18 protein-coding genes and 1 pseudogene are annotated in these 19678 nt (G+C 37.5%); 15 read left to right on the top strand and 4 right to left on the bottom strand.

The window, feature by feature from the left end; translation table 11 throughout:
• Positions 1-8: 8 nt before the first annotated feature.
• Positions 9-833, top strand: a complete 825-nt coding sequence (locus I5776_RS05530) for a DUF8832 domain-containing protein (RefSeq protein ID WP_202779344.1) — start codon at positions 9-11, stop codon at positions 831-833.
• Positions 834-1129: 296 nt separating this feature from the next.
• Here I5776_RS05530 and I5776_RS05535 read toward each other — a convergent pair whose 3' ends face one another.
• A complete protein-coding gene (locus I5776_RS05535) occupies positions 1130-1576 on the bottom strand; it encodes a hypothetical protein (RefSeq protein WP_202779345.1) in 447 nt (148 codons plus the stop codon).
• A gap of 267 nt (positions 1577-1843) precedes the next feature.
• Between I5776_RS05535 and I5776_RS05540 the strand changes: the two genes are divergently transcribed.
• The 7 genes from I5776_RS05540 to pqqE all read left to right on the top strand — a co-directional run bounded on the left by I5776_RS05540 (position 1844) and on the right by pqqE (position 7726).
• The gene (locus I5776_RS05540; protein ID WP_202779346.1) at positions 1844-3805 is read left to right on the top strand and encodes an outer membrane protein assembly factor BamB family protein; all 1962 of its coding nucleotides are present in this window, start codon (positions 1844-1846) and stop codon (positions 3803-3805) included.
• 404 nt (positions 3806-4209) lie between these two features.
• A complete protein-coding gene (gene pqqA, locus I5776_RS21790) occupies positions 4210-4284 on the top strand; it encodes a pyrroloquinoline quinone precursor peptide PqqA (RefSeq protein WP_425490371.1) in 75 nt (24 codons plus the stop codon).
• A 54-nt stretch (positions 4285-4338) separates the two neighbouring features.
• Positions 4339-4578 (top strand): hypothetical protein, encoded by a 240-nt coding sequence (locus tag I5776_RS05550; protein WP_202779348.1) that lies wholly within the window; start codon positions 4339-4341, stop codon positions 4576-4578.
• Between the two features lie 4 nt (positions 4579-4582).
• On the top strand, positions 4583-5497 hold the full coding sequence (pqqB, locus tag I5776_RS05555; RefSeq protein WP_202779349.1) for a pyrroloquinoline quinone biosynthesis protein PqqB: 915 nt from the start codon (positions 4583-4585) through the stop codon (positions 5495-5497).
• Between the two features lie 2 nt (positions 5498-5499).
• Positions 5500-6261, top strand: coding sequence for a pyrroloquinoline-quinone synthase PqqC (pqqC, locus tag I5776_RS05560; protein ID WP_246483932.1), 762 nt, complete (start codon positions 5500-5502; stop codon positions 6259-6261).
• A gap of 6 nt (positions 6262-6267) precedes the next feature.
• Positions 6268-6618, top strand: coding sequence for a pyrroloquinoline quinone biosynthesis peptide chaperone PqqD (gene pqqD, locus I5776_RS05565; protein ID WP_202779350.1), 351 nt, complete (start codon positions 6268-6270; stop codon positions 6616-6618).
• A complete protein-coding gene (pqqE, locus tag I5776_RS05570) occupies positions 6587-7726 on the top strand; it encodes a pyrroloquinoline quinone biosynthesis protein PqqE (protein WP_246483933.1) in 1140 nt (379 codons plus the stop codon). Before pqqD ends, pqqE begins: the two co-directional genes overlap by 32 nt.
• A gap of 375 nt (positions 7727-8101) precedes the next feature.
• Here the strand turns inward: pqqE and I5776_RS05575 are convergent, their stop codons facing one another.
• Positions 8102-8485, bottom strand: coding sequence for a YkvA family protein (locus tag I5776_RS05575; RefSeq protein ID WP_202779351.1), 384 nt, complete (start codon positions 8483-8485; stop codon positions 8102-8104).
• A gap of 241 nt (positions 8486-8726) precedes the next feature.
• On the opposite strand from I5776_RS05575, the gene I5776_RS05580 reads away from it, so the two are divergent.
• On the top strand, positions 8727-9980 hold the full coding sequence (locus I5776_RS05580; RefSeq protein WP_202779352.1) for an MFS transporter: 1254 nt from the start codon (positions 8727-8729) through the stop codon (positions 9978-9980).
• Between the two features lie 67 nt (positions 9981-10047).
• Here the strand turns inward: I5776_RS05580 and I5776_RS05585 are convergent, their stop codons facing one another.
• A complete protein-coding gene (locus I5776_RS05585; RefSeq protein WP_202779353.1) occupies positions 10048-10929 on the bottom strand; it encodes a LysR family transcriptional regulator in 882 nt (293 codons plus the stop codon).
• Positions 10930-11062: 133 nt separating this feature from the next.
• On the opposite strand from I5776_RS05585, the gene I5776_RS05590 reads away from it, so the two are divergent.
• The 6 genes and pseudogenes from I5776_RS05590 to I5776_RS05615 all read left to right on the top strand — a co-directional run bounded on the left by I5776_RS05590 (position 11063) and on the right by I5776_RS05615 (position 18458).
• Positions 11063-11614, top strand: coding sequence for a nucleoside deaminase (locus I5776_RS05590; protein WP_246483934.1), 552 nt, complete (start codon positions 11063-11065; stop codon positions 11612-11614).
• A gap of 118 nt (positions 11615-11732) precedes the next feature.
• Positions 11733-12953 (top strand): amidohydrolase family protein, encoded by a 1221-nt coding sequence (locus tag I5776_RS05595; RefSeq protein WP_202780703.1) that lies wholly within the window; start codon positions 11733-11735, stop codon positions 12951-12953.
• Between the two features lie 56 nt (positions 12954-13009).
• On the top strand, positions 13010-14239 hold the full coding sequence (locus I5776_RS05600; protein WP_202779354.1) for an amidohydrolase: 1230 nt from the start codon (positions 13010-13012) through the stop codon (positions 14237-14239).
• 595 nt (positions 14240-14834) lie between these two features.
• Positions 14835-15659 (top strand): annotated as a pseudogene (locus I5776_RS05605) (DUF4822 domain-containing protein); the annotation flags it as partial.
• A gap of 655 nt (positions 15660-16314) precedes the next feature.
• The gene (locus tag I5776_RS05610) at positions 16315-17769 is read left to right on the top strand and encodes a sensor histidine kinase (RefSeq protein ID WP_202779356.1); all 1455 of its coding nucleotides are present in this window, start codon (positions 16315-16317) and stop codon (positions 17767-17769) included.
• Between the two features lie 2 nt (positions 17770-17771).
• Positions 17772-18458: a response regulator transcription factor gene (locus tag I5776_RS05615; protein ID WP_202779357.1), complete on the top strand. Its 687-nt coding sequence runs from the start codon at positions 17772-17774 to the stop codon at positions 18456-18458.
• A gap of 92 nt (positions 18459-18550) precedes the next feature.
• Here I5776_RS05615 and I5776_RS05620 read toward each other — a convergent pair whose 3' ends face one another.
• The gene (locus tag I5776_RS05620; RefSeq protein ID WP_202779358.1) at positions 18551-19216 is read right to left on the bottom strand and encodes an ankyrin repeat domain-containing protein; all 666 of its coding nucleotides are present in this window, start codon (positions 19214-19216) and stop codon (positions 18551-18553) included.
• Between the last annotated feature and the right edge of the window lie 462 nt (positions 19217-19678).

The raw sequence follows: 19678 nt of genomic DNA on the forward strand, positions 1-19678 counted from the left end.
AAGCTTCCATGAAAAAAGGAATGATGATTTGGACGATTTCAGCGCTCGTATATCTTGGACTCGTCATTGCTGGATACAGTGTTTATGCAAGTATAAATCCAAAAACGGAGAAACACATTACTCATACAACGACTGAACAGGGAGGTGAAAACATGAATCAGCAACACATTCATCACCAGGATCAAGCCGCAGACACCGTTAGCGAGGTAACACCAAAAGTATCCTATGATAACGGAGAACTTACAATTGAATTAAAAGATAAAAATAATCAAGTTCCGGAACTAGAAGTTTCTCATGAAAAATACATGCATCTCATTGTAGTAAGTTCTGACCTAGAGGAGTACCATCACGTACATCCAGAGCAAAAAGGTGAAGGGATCTATAAACAAAAGATCAATTTAGCGAATAATTCTTACAAAGTGATTGTTGATATTACACCAAAAGGACTGCAATATTCGGCAAAACCGATTGAATTGCATGTTGGTGAATCCCATTACGACCAACATGATAACCATCTTGTTGCCGATAAGAATTTTACAAAGACAATCAATGGTCAAACCGTTGAATTAACTACTCAATCTTTTGAAGTAAACAAAGAGATTACGCTTAATTTTGACGTGAAAGATGCCAAACCTGATCCTTATTTAGGTGCTTTAGGCCATGTTGTCGTTTTAGATGAAGACGGAGAGAAATATATTCATGTTCATCCGGTTGCGGATGATAAGACCGTATTTGAAACACGATTTGATAAACCTGGGATTTATAAACTTTGGGCCGAATTTAAGTTTGGCAATCAAGTGAATGCCTATCCATTTATTATAGAGGTCAAATAATGAAACTAACAAAATATTACCTGCTGACGAATGGCAGCAGGTAATATTTTCAACTATATTTATACTATAACGAGGTTGTAATTTTAATATTGGAGATCGGCGATTAGCCTAGGAATATATTCATGAGGATTGTTTTGTTCGCTTTGAAGCCTTAAAAGTAAAGATGGACCAGATATACAAGATGTAACTCGGTAAAAAAATGATTTGATTTTTTAAATAGGGAGGTCACGTACTTTAGCATTAAACGTCTTAACGATTTTTGCTGCTAAAAATGTGCCTCCTTTTGTTCATCGCTATTATTTTTTTATTTGGAAGTTAACCGTCCATTGCCCTTTTTGTTGAAAAATTGTATCGGTATTAAATGCTACGTTTGATGTGGCAGGTATATATTGTGGCAGGTTTACCTTTACAGCGCCTTGATAGGTTTGGTTGTTGATCTTTTTATGCCACGTATTATTTCCTCGAACGAGATTGTCACCAATAGAAATATCAGGGTTTATTATTCCAGAATCTTCGGCTATCTGATCCCCCGACTTTGATTGGATCGTATAATACACCACCATCTCCTGACCGTGGTTTGTAATGGTGTAGTTATTTATCATCAGTTTGATACCATTATTCTCTGCAGACCCGATAACTTGTTCTGATTTGGCGAATGAACTTTGTAGAGGAACAGATATTAATCCAACTAGTAAGCAAAGCATAAAAATTAATCTACTAAATCCATTTAAGAAACCTTTCATACGATCACCGTCCTACTTTTAATTTATCGTTCAAAAAGGAGTTATGTAACAGCCTTTATGAACATGCTCATTTATAGATTGTCTCCATTTTTCGTAAATATGCTAAATCCAAATGAACTTTGTGAAAATTAATACGAACATCATTGACCTTGCTATGTATATTTATTTTTTATTTGCTCTTTTGCATAATTAAGGATTGTTTTACTCAATATAGAAAAAGAGAAAGGTCTAATACAAATTTAATTTTAAAGCATAGGAGGTCTTTTCTTGAGACGCTATTTAAAAGTAATCGGTATAGCTTTGTTGGCTTTGGTATTAGTCGTCGGATGTCAGTCGAAAAACGAAAATAAGAAGAACAATGCCAATAACCAAGTAGCCAAAAATAAAAATGATACCGGGTTTCCTAATTGGGGCTATGACTATCAACATACTAGGCATGTACCTTATGATAAAATTACAAAAGATAATGTTAAAAAGTTAGGAATTGTTTGGCAGAAGGATTTGTCAGATTGGGATAAAAATGTACCTAATGCTTCAGAGGATTTCCCAATTGTTCAAGATGGCGTCATGTATGTAACGACCTCATTAAATCGGGTATTTGCAATGGATGCTTCAAACGGAAAGAAGATTTGGGAATGGAAGTTGCCAAAGGATGTACAGGAACATCTTGATAAGGCGGATTTGAGTCTTTTAGAGATAGTGGCCAGTCGTGGGGTAGCTGTTGCGGAAGATAGTGTATTTGTACTTATTGCCGATAATCGTTTGGCGAAGCTTAATAAGAAAGACGGAAAATTAATTAAAATGGTTAATCTTTGGGACAGTATTGAAGGTGTCACACTTGAAAACAGATATTATGAAACAATGGCACCTATGTATTATAAAGGAAATATCTATGTAGGTAGCAGTGGCGGTGATAATGGTATTCGTGGTTTTGTTATGGCCTATAAAGCAAGCAATTTAGAACCCGCTTGGAAGCAACCATTCTGGACAATCCCTAAAAAGGGAGAGGGCTGGGTAAAGGGAAAATACACTGGGGGAGGAGCTGTATGGAACCCAATGTCATTTGATCCGGACACCGATATGATGTATTTTGGGGTCGGAAATCCAGCGCCAGACTACTTTGCAGCCGTACGACCTGGTAAAAATCCATATACAGATTCGGTGGTTGCACTGGATAGCAAAACAGGAAAGTTTATTTGGGCAAAATCTGAAGTTGAAAAAGATGAATGGGATTATGATGCGGCATCCACTCCGATGGTTCTTAATGCCACGGTAAATAACAAAAAGAAAAAAGTTGTCGTTCATGGCGGCAAGAACGGAAAATGGTATGCATGGGATGCGAAAAATGGAGATACCATTTATGATGGAGTTCCGTTTGTTAAAATCAAGCACTCTCCACTGCCAACGGATGAAAAAAAGGCAGTACCTCAATGGCCAGGAGCAGAAGGTGGACAAAATTACGCGCCGGAAACGTATGATCCTACTTCCAATTATGTATTAATCCCCGGGATTAACAAGCCATCTGTGGCAGTGGCAGCGAAAGATGAGAAGGAAGTTGAGCAAAAGAATGGTCTATTCCCTGGTACATCTATTTTACCAACTCCAAAAGGTGTTGAAATATCAGGTACCATTACAGCAATCGACTTAAATACCGGTAAGAAGGCTTATCAGAATAAGACGGAACAACCAATGCGCGGAGGGTTTACGAGTACGACTACAGGACTTGCTTTCTATGGAGCGCTGAATGGAGATGTTAATGCCCTTGACATCAAAACTGGAAAAGTATTATGGAATATGAAAAGTGGCGGAGATCAAATTATGATGGCTCCATCCATTTATATGGTTGACGACAAACAATATGTTACGTTCGTCACTGGGACGAAAATTGTTACCTACGGACTTGGAGGTAACAAAAAAGTTATTCCGGAACAAAGTCAAGGTTCAGGGAAACATGATAATGCCAATCATGGAAGCCACGGAAATAAAGAGAAAGATAAAAAACAACCGGCGAATATGAACCCTGAGGCTATTTACAAAAAGAGCTGTGTCTCCTGTCATGGTGGAAATCTTGAGGGTAAATCCGGTCCGAATCTACAAAAAGTCGGTGCATCTATGTCAGAGCAGGATATATTAAATCAAATTATTAACGGAGGCGGGCGTATGCCTGGAGGTCTTGTTGATAATGACCAAGCGAAGGCTTTAGCAAAATGGCTTTCCAAAAAGAAATAGTTTTTCTAAGTAAAATATGACCACCCTTTAAGTAAAAATCCTTAAACCGAGAAACTTCGTTCGATAATCATTCGAACTTTAGTCTTCTCGGTTTTTTTTATGAGATCAGAAAGTATAAATTTTATAGGATTAATGTTCCTAATAAATATCTTCTGCTATGTCTAGCTCCAGCGCCTATCGACTAGAAAACGTCAGGACTTTTCCCTACGATAAGTCAAAGTCCCGTAAGTCTTTTACGTCGATGAGCAAGGCGCTTGCGCTTTTCTAATAGGAAAAAGGACAACTTCATACTAAAATTCTAGTTATTTCGGGAAATTCACTGTCATAAGATAAATTTGAAAGGGATAATCCGACACTACACGAAAGACTTGTGAATGTTAGTGTCATCTAAGGTGGTGAACAATATGTGGGTGAAGCCTGAATACAAAGAAATCAATACATCTTCTGAAGTGACAATGTATGCTTATATCGGAAAATAGCAATGTTATTACTCGATTTTAGCACATTATAAATATACGCAAGGTGGTGTTAGGATGAATGGTTATTTAAAGGCGGTGATCGGTGCAATTATCGGGGCTGCAACAGCAGGAGGGTGGTTGGTTGTTGATCTCTTGCTTCCGGAACCAATTGGTGATTATCTCTTATTTGCCCTCATGGGACTTGCAAATGCGGCAATTGGCTGGCAAGTTGGAAGGGTATTGGAAAAAAAGCGAAATGCTGAAAACGGCAATCTTGAAACTCCTAGGAAAGGACTGAAGACAAATTCGAATTAGAGTTTTGGGTACCGCTGCAGGAGGAGGGTTTCCACAGTGGAACTGTGCCTGTCCAAACTGCCGGGATGTTCGTGAAGGGGCTCCAGCACTTACTCCATTTTTACAATCATCGCTTGCTATAAATGCCAATGAAAAAGACTGGTACCTTATCAATGCTGGACCGGATGTAACCAATCAAATTGAATCCTTCGCACCACTGCATGCAGGTCCTGGAATAAGAGAAACCCCTTTAGCTGGTGTTATTTTAACAGATGCCGAGCTCGATCATACGATTGGATTATTATCACTGCGCGAGGGATCCAAATTGACTATTTATGGAACTGAGGCTATTAGAAAGAGTTTGCATTCTGCCTTTCCTGTTTTTCCAATGCTTAAAAATTACTGTGCTTGGGAATGGCAGACTCTTTATCCCGATTCCATGCAAGAAATCGGAGCTTTTGGTGAAAGCGTACAATTAATGATTGAGACAGTACCCGTTTCAAAAAAACCCCCGCTGTATATTCAGTCAAATATAGTAGATGAGGATCGTCATTTAGATGTTTGGGAAGCTGGATTGGTTTTTCACAATATAGGTTCCGGAAAATGTTTCGCTTATTTTCCTACATTAGAAAACATTACCCCAGCAATAGAAGCTCACTTACGTAAGGCTGACGTTTTAATGGTTGATGGAACCTTTTGGTCGGAAGATGAATTGACAAGGTTGGGAGCAACCGAACGTGACGCCAGAAACATGGGGCATTTGCCAATTAGCGGTCTATCAGGAACTGCACAAAAGCTAGCATCATTCCCTGCAGAAAGGAAAATTCTGACCCACATAAATAATAGCAATCCTATTTTGAGAAAGGACTCAAGGGAGAGGTATACATTGGAACAACTTGGTTTTGAAATTGCCTATGATGGAATGGAAGTGGAGGTGTAATCGTGCTCGAACACCGCAAGTTTATTACGAAAGAAAAGGAACCGGATTTTAAGAATGAAAAGGTTTGGAAAAAAGAGGAATTTACTGAAAAATTGAGGGATGTAGGGCGCTCCTCCTATCATGATAAACATCCTTTTCATGCGGCGATGCACCAAGGAAATTTAAGTCGTGAACAAATCCGTGGTTGGGTAGCTAATCGTTACTATTATCAAAAATCGGTTCCAATTAAAGATTCAGCTATTTTGTCTAACCTACCATCAAGGGAGCTTCGGCGTGAATGGATCGGTCGCATCATTGATCATGACGGCACGAACGGTGAAGATGGCGGTATTGAAGCATGGTTGCGACTAGGAGAAGCTGTAGGCTTGTCTCGTGAAGAAATTGTGCAAGAGGAACATGTTGTACCAGGTGTTCGTTTTTCCGTTGACGCTTATGTTAACTTCGCACGGTCAAAACCATGGATTGAAGCAGTTGCCTCCTCATTAACAGAATTGTTTTCTCCTAATTTAATAGCTAAGCGGATTAAAGTACTAGAGCAACAGTATCCTTGGATTGAAAGTAGAGGTCTTGACTATTTTCAAAGTCGCTTAACTCAAGCGCCTCGTGATTCGGATGTAGCTCTCAAGCTTGTATTAAATTATTGTCAAACTCCAGAAGCCCAAAGGCGGGCTGTTAAAGCTTTACGTTTCAAGTGTGATGTATTGTGGGCACAGCTTGATGCCATTGAAAAGGCATTTCCTTATACGTCTGGTAGAAAAGAATAATACTAGGTGGTGAAGTCAATTTTACTTAGAAGCTTTCCGAAACTTGCAGCAAAGGCACGTTTGAAGTTTGATAAGGTTAGAGGGAAACATCTTCTTTTATTGCCGGAAAGGGTAGTCATTTTGAATGAAACGGCTGCCTCCATTCTTACACTCTGTGATGGTAGTCAAACGGTAAGCAGTATGAGTGAAAAGTTAAGGGCTTCGCTATTGAAAGATGCAGAGGAAAGTGGGATAGATGCGAAGCCTGACTTGAATACGATGAAGGAAGATATTTCTGAGTTTCTGCAGGAGATGGTGGAACAGGGATGGGTGGTGATTTCTACAGATGACAAAGTCAATCATAAGAAGCAAAAATGAAGTGGAGCCCCCATACTCACTGCTTGCTGAGTTGACTCATCGCTGTCCATTACATTGTCCCTATTGCTCAAATCCTATTGAGATGACTTCGAAGGAAACTGAAATTACAACCGAAGAATGGAATCGTGTATTATCCGAGGCTGCTGATTTAGGAGTGGTAGAAGTTCATTTTTCCGGTGGAGAACCGCTCCTGCGTGATGATTTAAACGTTTTAATTAGCCGGGCACATTCATTAGAAATGTACAGTAATCTTATTACAAGCGGCATTGGATTAACGATGGAAAAAGCTGCTCAGTTGAAGGCGGCAGGTTTAGAAAACGTGCAGGTGAGTTTCCAGGCAGGGGAAGCGAGACTTTCGAACATAATCGGCGGGTATAAAGCATTTGAAAAGAAACGGGAAGCTGTCTATGCAGTAAAAGAAGCCCAATTACATTTATCGCTAAATGTAGTACTTCATCAGATGAATCTAGAAAATTTGAATGACATTATTTTGCTTGCAGAAGAAATGGGTGCGGAACGATTGGAATTGGCAAATACTCAGTATTATAACTGGGCTTTGCTCAATCGGAACCGACTGTTACCGAGCCGGGATCAAGTTGAACGGGCCCGTGAGGTTTATGAAGAAGCTAAAGTGCGTCTTAGAAGAAAAATGGAAATTATATGGGTTATTCCTGATTATTATTCATCGACACCTAAGCCTTGTATGGGTGGCTGGGGAGCAATTGGCTTAACAGTAGCACCAAATGGGGTTGTTCTTCCTTGCCCAACGGCAGGGATGATTAAAGATTTATCCTTTGAGAATATTCGAGATGCATCATTAAGAGATATTTGGTATGATTCAATGTCCTTTAACAATTTCCGTGGTGATGAATGGATGCCTGAACCTTGCCGTTCCTGCGATTTACGCCACGAAGATGGAGGGGGCTGCCGCTGTCAAGCTTTTGCCTTAACGGGAGATGCATATGCGACCGACCCAACGTGCATGTGGGCTCCGGATCATCAACTGATCGAAAATGCAATACAGGATGCGAAAAGCGCATCTTCAACACAGACATCACCAATAATCTATCGAAGGCATTTTCAAGATAAACCCGCGTTAAAAAAATAAATTATTGCAAATTTGTGCTTAAGGGCCTCATACATACCCTTAAGCACTCTTTTTTTGCTAAGCAAGGCGCTTCCGCTTTTCTTAGCAACGAAGGATAATCAAAATAAGCGGACATTTTCCGGTTATACAGCAGAATAGAGCTCAGTTCGGGGGATATAAGCGGAGGATTTCCGGTTAAGCAAAGCAAAATCACTCATTTTCACGTTTTTTGAGTTAATAGTCGGAATTTTTCCGGCTATTTAAGGTATTTTTGATGTTGTTTCCTAATTAGGGGAAATTTTTCCGCCTATTTATCAAACTCGATTTTAGCGTCTAATGAATTGACTTAAAGCAAGGACAATTTGAATATCTAGTGAGATCAACGCCTCTTTTTTCTTATTTTAAAAAATATTTAAAAAGAATAGATGTTGTAAGACTAAACCAAACAAGTACAATTACAATCGCTGCCGGCCAATTTTTTCGTAACTTTTTGGGTGTGCTGCTGGCTGTCACCCGACACTCTTGTAAAATATGTTTTGGTATTAAAGAGAATGCTCCTAAAATTCCTAATGGAAGTAAAATGACTTCATCTAAATAGCCTAATACTGGAATCACATCCGGAATAAAATCTATCGGACTTAATGCATAAGCAACTATACATACTGAAAAAACTTTTGCATACCATGGAGTTTCCGGATGGCGATAAGCTAAATAGAGAATATAGATATTACGTTTTAGATTTTGTATAAATTCCTTCCATTTGTTTAGGCGTATTGCCATTTTAATTTCAATTCCTCTCTAATCCTCAATTGGGAAAAGTTTATCGTTATCCTTATCCTGCTTCAAACCAATTCTTTTTAAACATGTTATGAACTAGAATACTTTGTTGTGTTTATAAAGGACGTCACCACTTTCTAATTAACCGTGTATAAATTATATTTTGGAATGGAACCCTTTTAAGGAGAGACTGCGGAAATCCAATATTCCCTAGCAATTTATGAAAACTAGTTGAAGTGAAGTGATGATAGTGGGCACATTAATTGGACAAATTCATTCGTCTGTTAGGCAACTTATGCTTGTCAATCTTTTACGCAGTATTGGACAAGGCATGCTCGTTGTTGATTTGGCTTTATATCTTGATGAATTGGGTTGGAGTACTGTGGCAATAGGAAGTGTGCTTGCATCTGGGGGGTTACTAGGTGTTGGACTTGCACCTTTCGTTGGGATATACAGTGATCGATATGGAAGAAAGCCGTTTCTGCTTTTTTCTGAATTTTTAACAGCTGGGTGTGCACTGATTGGAATCTTAACGACAAATCCTATTTTCTTGTTTATCGCTATTACATTTTCTGGATTCGGAAAGGCAGATGCTGGTTCTCCCAGTCCGTGTGCTCCAGCTGAACAAGCTTGGCTTGCATCCTTTATCCCAACGAACGAACGCGGAAAGGTATATAGTCTGAATAATGCTCTTAGTTTTTTCGGAATGGCGGCAGGAGCGTTACTAGCGGGGACTATGCCTTTATGGGAAAGTCATTTTCAAGGTATATCTTTTTATCGTCTCCTATTTTGTTTTATCTTCCTTACTTCACTTATTAATGCAATGATTATTTTGGCAATTCGAGAAGATAAGGTTGAAAGAAAACATGTAGTAGAAGAGGAATCAAAGAATCACGAAAAGAAAATCTTACAAGAGGAAAATGTTGCGGTCTTAAAGTTGGCTGCTATTAATATTCTTAATGGAATTGCAATCGGATTAACAGGACCGATGATGGCTTATTGGTTTTCAGTAAAGTTTGGAGCAAGCAATACTCAGATTGGCGGCACACTTGCAGTCACCTTTTTGGCGACAGGTATGACTTCGATTATGCAAGCAAAATTATCCCACCAACATGGGACCATTCGATCGATTGTCACGATTCGTTTTATAGCAAGTCTACTGTTAATTTTAATGCCAATCCTTTCATCCTATACACTGGTTTCTGCGATGTATATTATGCGAACAGCATTAAATAGGGGAACGCAGGGAGCACAGCAAGCATTAAGTGTGAGCTTGACCCGAGACATGCGCAGTGGTTTCGCATCCAGCATTAATATCTTTTCCATGCGTCTGCCGATATCAATAGGACCTTATATTACCGGTTATCTTTTCGGACTAGGTTCATTGTCCCTTCCTTTTTATATAGCATCTGGATTACAATGCAGTTTTGCCTTGTTATACGGAAAAATTTTCGGCACCTACGATAGTAAAGTGAAATCTCAAGTGTCATCTAGTTAACAAATTTGATCATACTTTATCCTAATTAAAATAATACTTATGATTACGTACTTATTTCTCGCGTATTTTAGCTGTTTCTCACTTTTCTTATTAAATCAACGAAATTTTGAGCACTTTTAGATAGGTAATGATTTTTTAGCCATATTAATCCGACAGATGCAGATAGCGTGTTACTTGCTATTTTGTGGGCGTGTATGGGGTATCCTTTATGACGTTTAAGTATCGTGTCAGGAACAATGGAAGCTCCAAAGTCTGATGAAATTAAATCCATTAAAAGGGTAATATCGGAACACTCGCCAACAATGTTGGGTTGTAACTGGAACCTTGAAAATGCCTCCTTAATTATATAATGCACCCCTAATCCTTCCGTACTTGGCAAAATTAGTGGAAAGTTCTGAATTTCAGCAAGTGAAATTTCATCATCAGCAGGTTGCCATTTTTTTGATGTAATGAAGTAAAACGGTTCTGAATAAAGATGGTGAACGGAAAGATTATCCAAATCGAGTGGTAGTCTAATGATCGCAAGTTCGACTATCCGGTCTCTTACTAATTTACAAAGGTGTGAGGATTCATTTTGTTGTATTTTATAAGTAACCTTAGGATATAGTTTTCGAAATTTATGAAGGATTTCGGGTAACTCGACTACTGAAAACGTATTGATACCGATTGTCAGTCTTCCATTTACCCCATTTCCCACTTCCTTGACTTCCATTTTTGCCTCTTCCATTAGCTGAGTCATTCTCAAGGCGTATTTGTATAAAGCTTTCCCGGCTTCTGTCACTTCGAAATACTTCCCACTTCTTTCTACTAATTTTGATCCTAATTCCTCTTCCATTGTTTTTAAGTGTTGGCTTAATGGCGGTTGGGAGATATGAAGTCTTTCAGCAGCAGCAGAAATTTTCCTTTCCTCTACAATGGCTATATAATAACGCAACTGTCGTATGTCCATCGACAGACCCTCCTTTTATTATATGAAAAACTTAAGAAAAAGTAATTTTTTTTATATTTTTGATATAGCTAGACATATGTTAGCATATTTTTATAGACGAGAAAAGAGGAGGGATGATGGAGCGTCTTTTCACATGCCATTCAGATGGTTAAACTTTAGCCGTAGCCCGTTTTTAAATTTCCAACTATTTACAAATTATTACAACGAGGTGATTTCCATGGATTTTGTAAAACGTACGATAGATTTAGCACTAAAAAATGTAGAAGAAGGCGGTCGTCCATTTGCTACCGTAATTGTTCGAGAAGGAGAAATTATTGCTGAAAGTCCGAACCTGGTAGCACAAACGCATGACCCAACAGCACACGCTGAAATAATTGCCATTAGAGAAGCATGTAAAAAATTACAAACAGAGCATTTAACTGATTGTGAAATTTATATTCTTGCAAGCCCATGTCCGATGTGCCTAGGCTCTCTCTATTATTGCAGTCCAAAAAAAGTAGTTTATATTACAACACGTGAGGATTATGCTCCTTACTATAAAGATGACCGTAAGTACTTTGAGCTGGATACCTTCTATGATGAGTACAGCAAACCAATCGAAAAACGAAGATTACCAATGGTGCAGCAAATGGATGAAAATAGTATAAAAGTATACCAACGCTGGGCAGAGTTAAATAAAAAATAAACGTATAGACTGAGCTATTTTAATAGTAGGAATTAAAAGTGTACAAGTCTTTCAAGTAAGGTTTGTACACTTTGAAGCAATTGTAAAGACTTTAAAATCGGGGGAGGTAAAGAAAGTGATAAATTCATCATTCTGGTTAACGAATGTCTGTTTAGAAACGGGTTACCACTATGAAAAGGGAGCAGTTACAGGAACAAAAACAGAACGTTTCCACGTAAGGATTGAAGATGGAAAAATAAATGAAATAGTTGTAGCGAACAAACCTTTAGAAACCAATTTACCTAAACGAGATGCGAATAATTATTTAATGCTTCCATCATTTAGAGATATGCACATTCATATTGATAAAACCTATTATGGAGGACCTTGGAAAGCACCATCCATTCCAACTAAAGGTCTCATTACTAGATTGGAAGAAGAAGAAGAACTACTTCCACGTTTATTGCCTGTTGCTGAAGAAAGGGCAATAAAGCTATTAGACTTGGTATTGAGTGCAGGTTCGACCCATATTCGTACACATTGCAATGTTGATCCCTTTATTGGATTGAAAAATTTAGAAGCTGTGTTAAGAGCAGTGGAGGCTTATAAAGATAAAGTCTCTGTTGAAATTGTAGCATTTCCACAACACGGTTTATTGCGCAGCAATTCAATTTCATTGGTTAGGGAAGCATTACGCAGCGGAGCTTCTTTAGTAGGTGGTGTCGACCCGGCAACGGTTGACGGAAATATTGAAAAATCATTACAAACGGTAATGGAACTGGCTGTAGAAGCAAATGCAAATATTGACCTTCATATACATGATCCTGGGCACCTTGGCATTTTTACTTTTAAGCGATTAGCAGCATTAACAGAGGAAGCTGGTTGGCAAGGAAAAGTTACGATAAGCCATGCATTGGCATTTGCTGATATTTCCCCTAAAGAAGCGAGTGAAGTCGCCGAGTTACTAGCTCATCAAGGAATTTCAATTGCTTCATCTGTTCCTATCGGAAGAACGATTCCAATTCCTCTCTTGCATGAAAAAGGAGTAGAAATTTCTTTAGGAGATGATAGCATTACCGATCACTGGTCTCCATTTGGAAAAGGGGATAGCTTGGAAAAAGCAGGGACGTTAGCGGAACGTTTCGGTTTAAGCAATGAACGTTCATTAGGACAAACTTTAGGATATATTACAGGAGGAATCACTCCTCTAAATAAAAATGGTGAACGTGCCTGGCCAAATATTGGCGATGATGCTGATCTTGTTCTCGTTGACGCAAGTTGCTCTGCTGAAGCTATTGCTAGAAGAGCAGAAAGAAAAGCTGTTCTATTTAAAGGAAATCTCGTTTCCGGCGCAATTTAATAAAAGGTTTGTATATATTTGTATGCCTAAATAATTGAAAAGAAGGGATGGATACGATGAGTACTAATTTTTGGTTAACGAATGCCCGACTAGAAACGGGATACGAATTTGATAATGATGTCATAACAGGAACGAAGACTGAATGTTTCCATTTATTAATTCAAGATGAGAAGATTGCAAAGATTATATCTGCTGAAGAGACCCTTACAGATGATTTACCAAAAAAAGATGCGAAACAGCAATTGATACTTCCATCTTTTATAGAAAAGCATTGTCATTTGGACAAAACATTGCTAGGTGATAGGTGGCGTGCAGTAACACCAGTTAAAAATATTTTTGGACGATTTGAAATAGAGAAAACAGTTCTACCGACTTTAGAGACAACTACGCAAGAACGTGCAGAAAATCTACTTGATATCTATTTGAAATCAGGAGTTACACATGTACGGACACATGTGGACTTATATCCCGAGGTTGGTTTAAAGAACTTAGAAGAAGTGCAAAAAGCATTGCAAACGTTTGAAGGAAAGTTGTCACATGAAATTGTTGCATTTCCGCAGCATGGTTTATTGCGTTCAAAGGCAAGTGGTTTAGTAAGAGATGCCCTTCGCCAAGGTGTGAGCTTTGTTGGCGGTGTTGACCCTGCCACGGTAGATGGGGATATTGAAACTTCTTTACAAGAAATGGTCGAACTCGCGGTAGAAGGAAATGCGGGAATCGATTTGCATTTGCATGATGCGGACCATCTAGGTATCTTCACAATGAAAAGATTAGCAGAGTTAACAAAAGAAGCCGGACTACAAGGAAAGGTTGCAATCAGCCATGCATTTGGACTAGGAGATATTTCTGAAGTTCAAGCAGAAGCGATGGCAGAAATATTGTCTGATGCAGGGATCTCTATTATTACAAGTGTTCCACTTGGAAGAAAGTTTCCACCTGTTGGCTTGTTAAACGGAAAAGGCGTATCGGTTGCCGTCGGATGTGATAATATTTTTGATGTTTGGTCACCATTTGGAAATGGGGATGTGTTAGAACGCGCCGGCCGTTTAGCAGAAATTTCGGGATGGGGAAATGAACAATCATTAGCACAAACGCTTCAATTTATTACCGGAGGCAAAACACCGCTTGATTCTGATGGAAAACAAGTGTGGCCGCAAGTGGGGGATGAAGCAAGTATCGTCATCGTTGAAGCTTCTTGTTCTGCTGAAGCAATTGCCAGAAGAGCGAAACGGATAGCGACAATGTTCAAAGGCAATATCGTATCGGGTTCACTCGAATCGAAATAAAAGACGGAAAAGGATCAGGGGAATTAATAGAATACCTTTCGAAAATAATAATAGTTTAGAGGACCAAGTCATATAATTAGTGTATTTTGTAAGAAAGTATAATTACTGTTGATGTAAGTTTAAGGATAAATATTATTTACTAGAAGAACTACCTTTCGTCTTCCACGACATTAGGTAGTTCTTCTTTTTTGTATATGTACATGAGTAATAGTAGTACTGAGTATGAAAGGAATCGATTTGATCTAACGAAGTGCAACTATTAATTATATTTAATGTTTTTTATCTTTTTTTAAGATGCATTTTATAGGCAGTTTAGATGTTCGAGATACAATGAAAAAGTCAACAAATCGAGTAAAGGAAAAGGAGAGAAAGAATATCTAAACCGAAAAATGGAATAGAGTTGACAAATAAAAAAGAAAAAAATGGAGATGTAAATATGAAAAGATTTAAAGCAATTTTGATATTATGTGTTGCATCCGTACTTTTACTTGCTGCTTGTCAATCTAAGCAAGATGACAAGGATGTCTCAAAAAAGAATGAAACAAAGACAGAAGAAACAAATACAGCCAACGATACAAATACAGAAAAACCGTCTGAAGAAAAAGTGACTAAAGGTCAAGAAATGGCTAAGATTTTAGGCAGCACGGATTGGCAAGGTACTAAGGTGTATGATAAAGACGGCAATGATTTAACAAAAGAAAATGCAAATTTTATCGGTCTTGCAAAATATGATGATAAAACAGGACATTATGAGTTTTTTGATGCTAAGACAGGTAAAAGCCGTGACGATAAAGGGACATTCTTTATCACGAATGATGGGAAAAAGAGAATCTTAATTTCAGAAGCTGGTTACCAAGCGGTTGTCGACATGACTGAACTTACTAATGATATTTTTACTTATAAAAGAATGGGTAAAGATGCTAAGGGTAAAGATGTAGAAGTATTTGTTGACCATGTTCCTTATAAAGAAAATAAGCTTGCTTTTACTGATCCCGATCAAACGTTGGAGACTACTACAGGTGATATCGTTAAAGATGTTCCCGGAGATCAAGTTTTAGGCAGCACTTTATGGCATGGAACAAAGGTATTAGATGAAGACGGCAATGATGTAACAGAGTATAATAATATGTTTATCAGTCTAGCGAAATTTGATGGTGAGACGAATAAATATGAGTTTTTCAATGATGAAGGCAAAAGCCGCGGTGATTATGGGTACTTCTCCGTTATACACGACAATAAAATCAGAGCACATGTTTCAATCGGAGATAATAAATATGGTGTGGCTCTTGAAATTACAGAGATGAATGATAACAAATTTACGTATAAAAGAATGGGTAAAGATAAAGACGGAAAGGATATAACTGTATTCGTTGAACATGAACCTTATAAAGGTGATCTTAATCCGGAATTTACTTTTTAATAGGATGCTAAGGCGAACTCTTCTTTATTCAATCAGAATAGTTCGTTCCTTCTTTATTAGTATTTCCTTCGATATTTTTTCAGGTACGATAGATTCTAGGTATCCCTTGTTATCGGTTCACTTTTGCTCCTTCAGGTACGATAGATTCCGGTTTTCCCTTGCTATCGATTCGCTATTGCTCCTTCAGGTACGATAGATTCCGGTTTTCCCTTGCTATCGATTCGCTATTGCTCCTTCAGGTACGATAGATTCTAGGTATCCCTTGCTATCGTTTCACTTTTGCTCCTTCAGGTACGATAGATTCCGGTTTTCCCTTGTTATCGGTTCGCTATTGCTCCTTCAGGTACGATAGATTCCGGTTTTCCCTTGCTATCGTTTCACTTTTGCTCCTTCAGGTACGATAGATTCTAAGTTTCCCTTGCTATTGGTTCGCTTTTGCTCCTTAGACCCTTTATGGCTACGCTAAAGACTAATTTAAATGGTTGAATCAAATAATTAAACTTTTTTAATAATGATTTTGAAGTTTTTTAAGGATTATGTGGTATGTTTTGAATGAAGTTTTAGTATGTAAAAGTTAATTTCTTATTTTCTTTGAAAATATCCTAGTACATAAGCGAAGAATAAGATGGAAGGAAGTTCTTAGGGGTGATGGTTGGTGTCAATTAAAACAAAATTTCTATTGTCGTATATCGGGGTCATTCTTTTCTCCGTCGCTTTATTGTTGGCAGCTACATTTTTAATTATTTTTACGATAACAGGGGATTTGAAATCAATTGAGCGTTTTTATAAAAATACGTATGTTCAAAAGCCATTGACACCAGCAGAGGAGAACGCTTTTCTTGATTTAAAGCTGATGGCAAAGCATAATCCTGAACAGCTATTGGATACAAGTCAGTTGGATAAAATTGATCAGAAGAAAATAAGTATTGTTGTTAGAAAGAATTCTAAAATCATGTATTCTTCACCTGCATTTGATATAAATTCATTGCGTAAAGCACTGCCCCCCTTTGAGGAAACGAATATAAATTCGCGGGATACTATTCAGGTAAACAGTTTATTTTTTACTTATGTAAAATTTGATTTTCGTTTTGCAGATAAGGATGAAGGGAGTATTTTTGTTCTTAGAAAAGTAAGTTCATATGCTAAGTTATCTCAGGAATTATTCCCAATACTAATCAGCTTACTGCTGCTTCTTTTTATTATGATTATAGGTGTACTAAACTATTTAGTTTCACGAAGCATTATTAAACCGATATTTATTTTAAGAGAAGGTGCCGAACGAATAAAATCCGGAGATTTAGATTTTCAAATTACCGCTTCCTCAAATAATGAGATTGGACAGTTGAATCAGGCATTTGAAGAAATGAGAATTAAATTAAAGGAATCCGTGGAACTTCAGCTTCAATACGAAGATAATCGAAAGGAATTACTATCAAATATTTCGCATGATTTAAAAACACCTATAACATCGATTATTGGTTATGTAGAGGGAATAAAAGACGGTGTAGCAAATACTCCGGAAAAAATGGATAAATATTTGACAACTGTTTACACAAAAGCAAAGGATATGGACTTATTAATTGATGAATTATTCTTATTTTCTAAATTGGATTTACAGAAAGAACAATTTTCATTTGAAACGATAGAAATTGTTAAATATATGTTGGATTACGTTGAGGAATTGTCACTTGATCTACTTGAGCGGAATATTCATATAAAATTGAATTTTACACATAAGCCGATTTATGTAATAGCTGATAGAGAAAAGCTAAAACGTGTTTTGGCTAATTTAATTAGCAATTGTGTGAAGTATATGGATAAGAAGGAAAAACATATTGTTATTTCTCTCTTTGAAAAGTCTAATAATCTAATTGTCCAGGTGAAAGACAATGGACCTGGGATTAAACCTGAGGCCTTACCACATATTTTTAACCGTTTTTATCGTGCTGAACAGTCTCGAAATTCACAAACGGGTGGAAGTGGATTAGGGCTGGCTATCGTCAAAAAAATAATTATTGAGCATGGTGGAGAAATATGGGCTACCAGCAAATTAGGTAAAGGGACTAGTGTCTTCTTTTCCTTAAATAAAGTTCAGAAAAAAGGTGAATAGAATTGAAAAAGATATTACTTATAGAGGATGAAGTAAGCATTGCAGAGTTACAAAAGGATTATCTTGAGCTTAGTAATTTTAGTGTTGAAATACAGCATTCAGGTGAATTGGGACTTAAACAGGCACTCGAAGAAGATTATGATCTAATTATATTGGATATTATGCTTCCTGAAATAAGCGGATTTGAAATATGCAAAAAAATAAGAGAGGTCAAAAATATACCGATATTATTAGTATCTGCCAAAAAAGAGGATATCGATAAAATTCGTGGTCTTGGCTTAGGGGCAGATGATTATATTACAAAGCCTTTTAGCCCTAATGAGCTTGTTGCACGGGTAAAGGCTCACTTAGCGCGTTACGATCGTTTATCGGGAGGGAGTGGACTAGCAACGACAATCAATGTCCACGGAATATCTATCGATAAAATAGCACGCAAAGTGTATATAAATGGTGAATACGTCATATTTACCACAAAGGAATTTGATTTACTAGCATTCCTAGTTATGCACCCAAACCAAGTATTAAGTAAAGAACAGTTATTCGAAAGAGTGTGGGGGTTAGATACTGCTGCAGATGTTTCCACAGTCACCGTACATATTCGGAAGTTACGTGAAAAGATTGAAAGAGATGCCGCACATCCAAAATATTTGGAAACCGTGTGGGGAGCAGGCTATCGTTTTAATGTGTAGGGTTTTTTATGATCATCCACTTAAGTAAGAAGCGCCTTCAATGTTGAAGGCGTTAATTTTCACTTTCTATTATATTGATAGTGTAGATTTGCCTATTTGGCACCTGCTTTTAACAAGATTTCTTCAATTCCTTTAAAGCCTTTTTCACGTGCGTGTTGCAAAGGTGTCACATTGTTGCCGTCTGGAATGTTCACATCCGCTCCATGATCGATAAGCAGTTGTACTGCTTGCTGTTGTTTCTTGCCCCCATTATTCAATATTATGGCTTCTAATAATGCCGTCCAGCCTAAGCTATTAACATGATTGACATCAATATCGGTTTTCGTGAGAAGCTCTTTAATGACGTCCAAATGCCCATGTTCTGCTGCAGGGATCAATGCCGTTCCGCCATATTGGTTTATAAGCGATGGATCGGCCCCTGCACCGATAGTAAGCTTTAGAATTTCGAGGTAGCCTTCCGCACCTGCATCAATCAATAGTTTTGCAGTTTCGATATCATTATTATAAGTTGCAATCATAGTAGGTGTTCTTCCTTTTGAGTCTTGGACATTGATATTAGCGCCATTTTTAATTAAATGGCTAACTGTTTTAGAATCTTGCTGTTCAGCTGCTTGGATTAATTGTTCCTTCATGTCGTTTGCCACCTTTTTTTCACTTTTTGTGTCCACTACCTGTTTTGAAGCCTTCCCATTTCCTTCGGAGACACAGCCCTGAAGGTTTAAAATGCATATTGTAGCAATCGTCAACTGCTTCCACATAAAATACACCTGCCTATTATGATTTTTAAACCGTGAACTAATAAATTTTTGATTTTCCAGTCAACGAAGGTGATTTGGAATCCAGCCGCATTTTTACCTCAGCTGTTATAGTTATAATAAAGATTAATTGCAAATTCCCTCTAAAAAGTTTCTTGAAAAAAGATAAACTTATTAGGAACTTTTTTTAATGTTTATTAAAATAAATTTAAGAATGCTTTTCTCATTAAAGAGATTCTAACTCTTTTGTTTAAGCGGTTTGGGCACATTAATCAAAAATTTGAAACCTCCTAAAACTTTTTGTCCAAATTAGAGTTGAGAGTAATTTACAGAATTTTAATAACTCTATTGCTTTTCACGATAGTATGAATTATGGTTAAATAAATATAAAAATATTATTCGCCAATTATTGACATCTCTCTACAATTTATATTCTCTACATAGTAGTCGGTTTAGCAAAGTATT

Source organism: Heyndrickxia vini (assembly GCF_016772275.1).
In the GTDB taxonomy this organism is placed as follows: Bacteria; Bacillota; Bacilli; order Bacillales; family Bacillaceae_C; genus Heyndrickxia; species Heyndrickxia vini.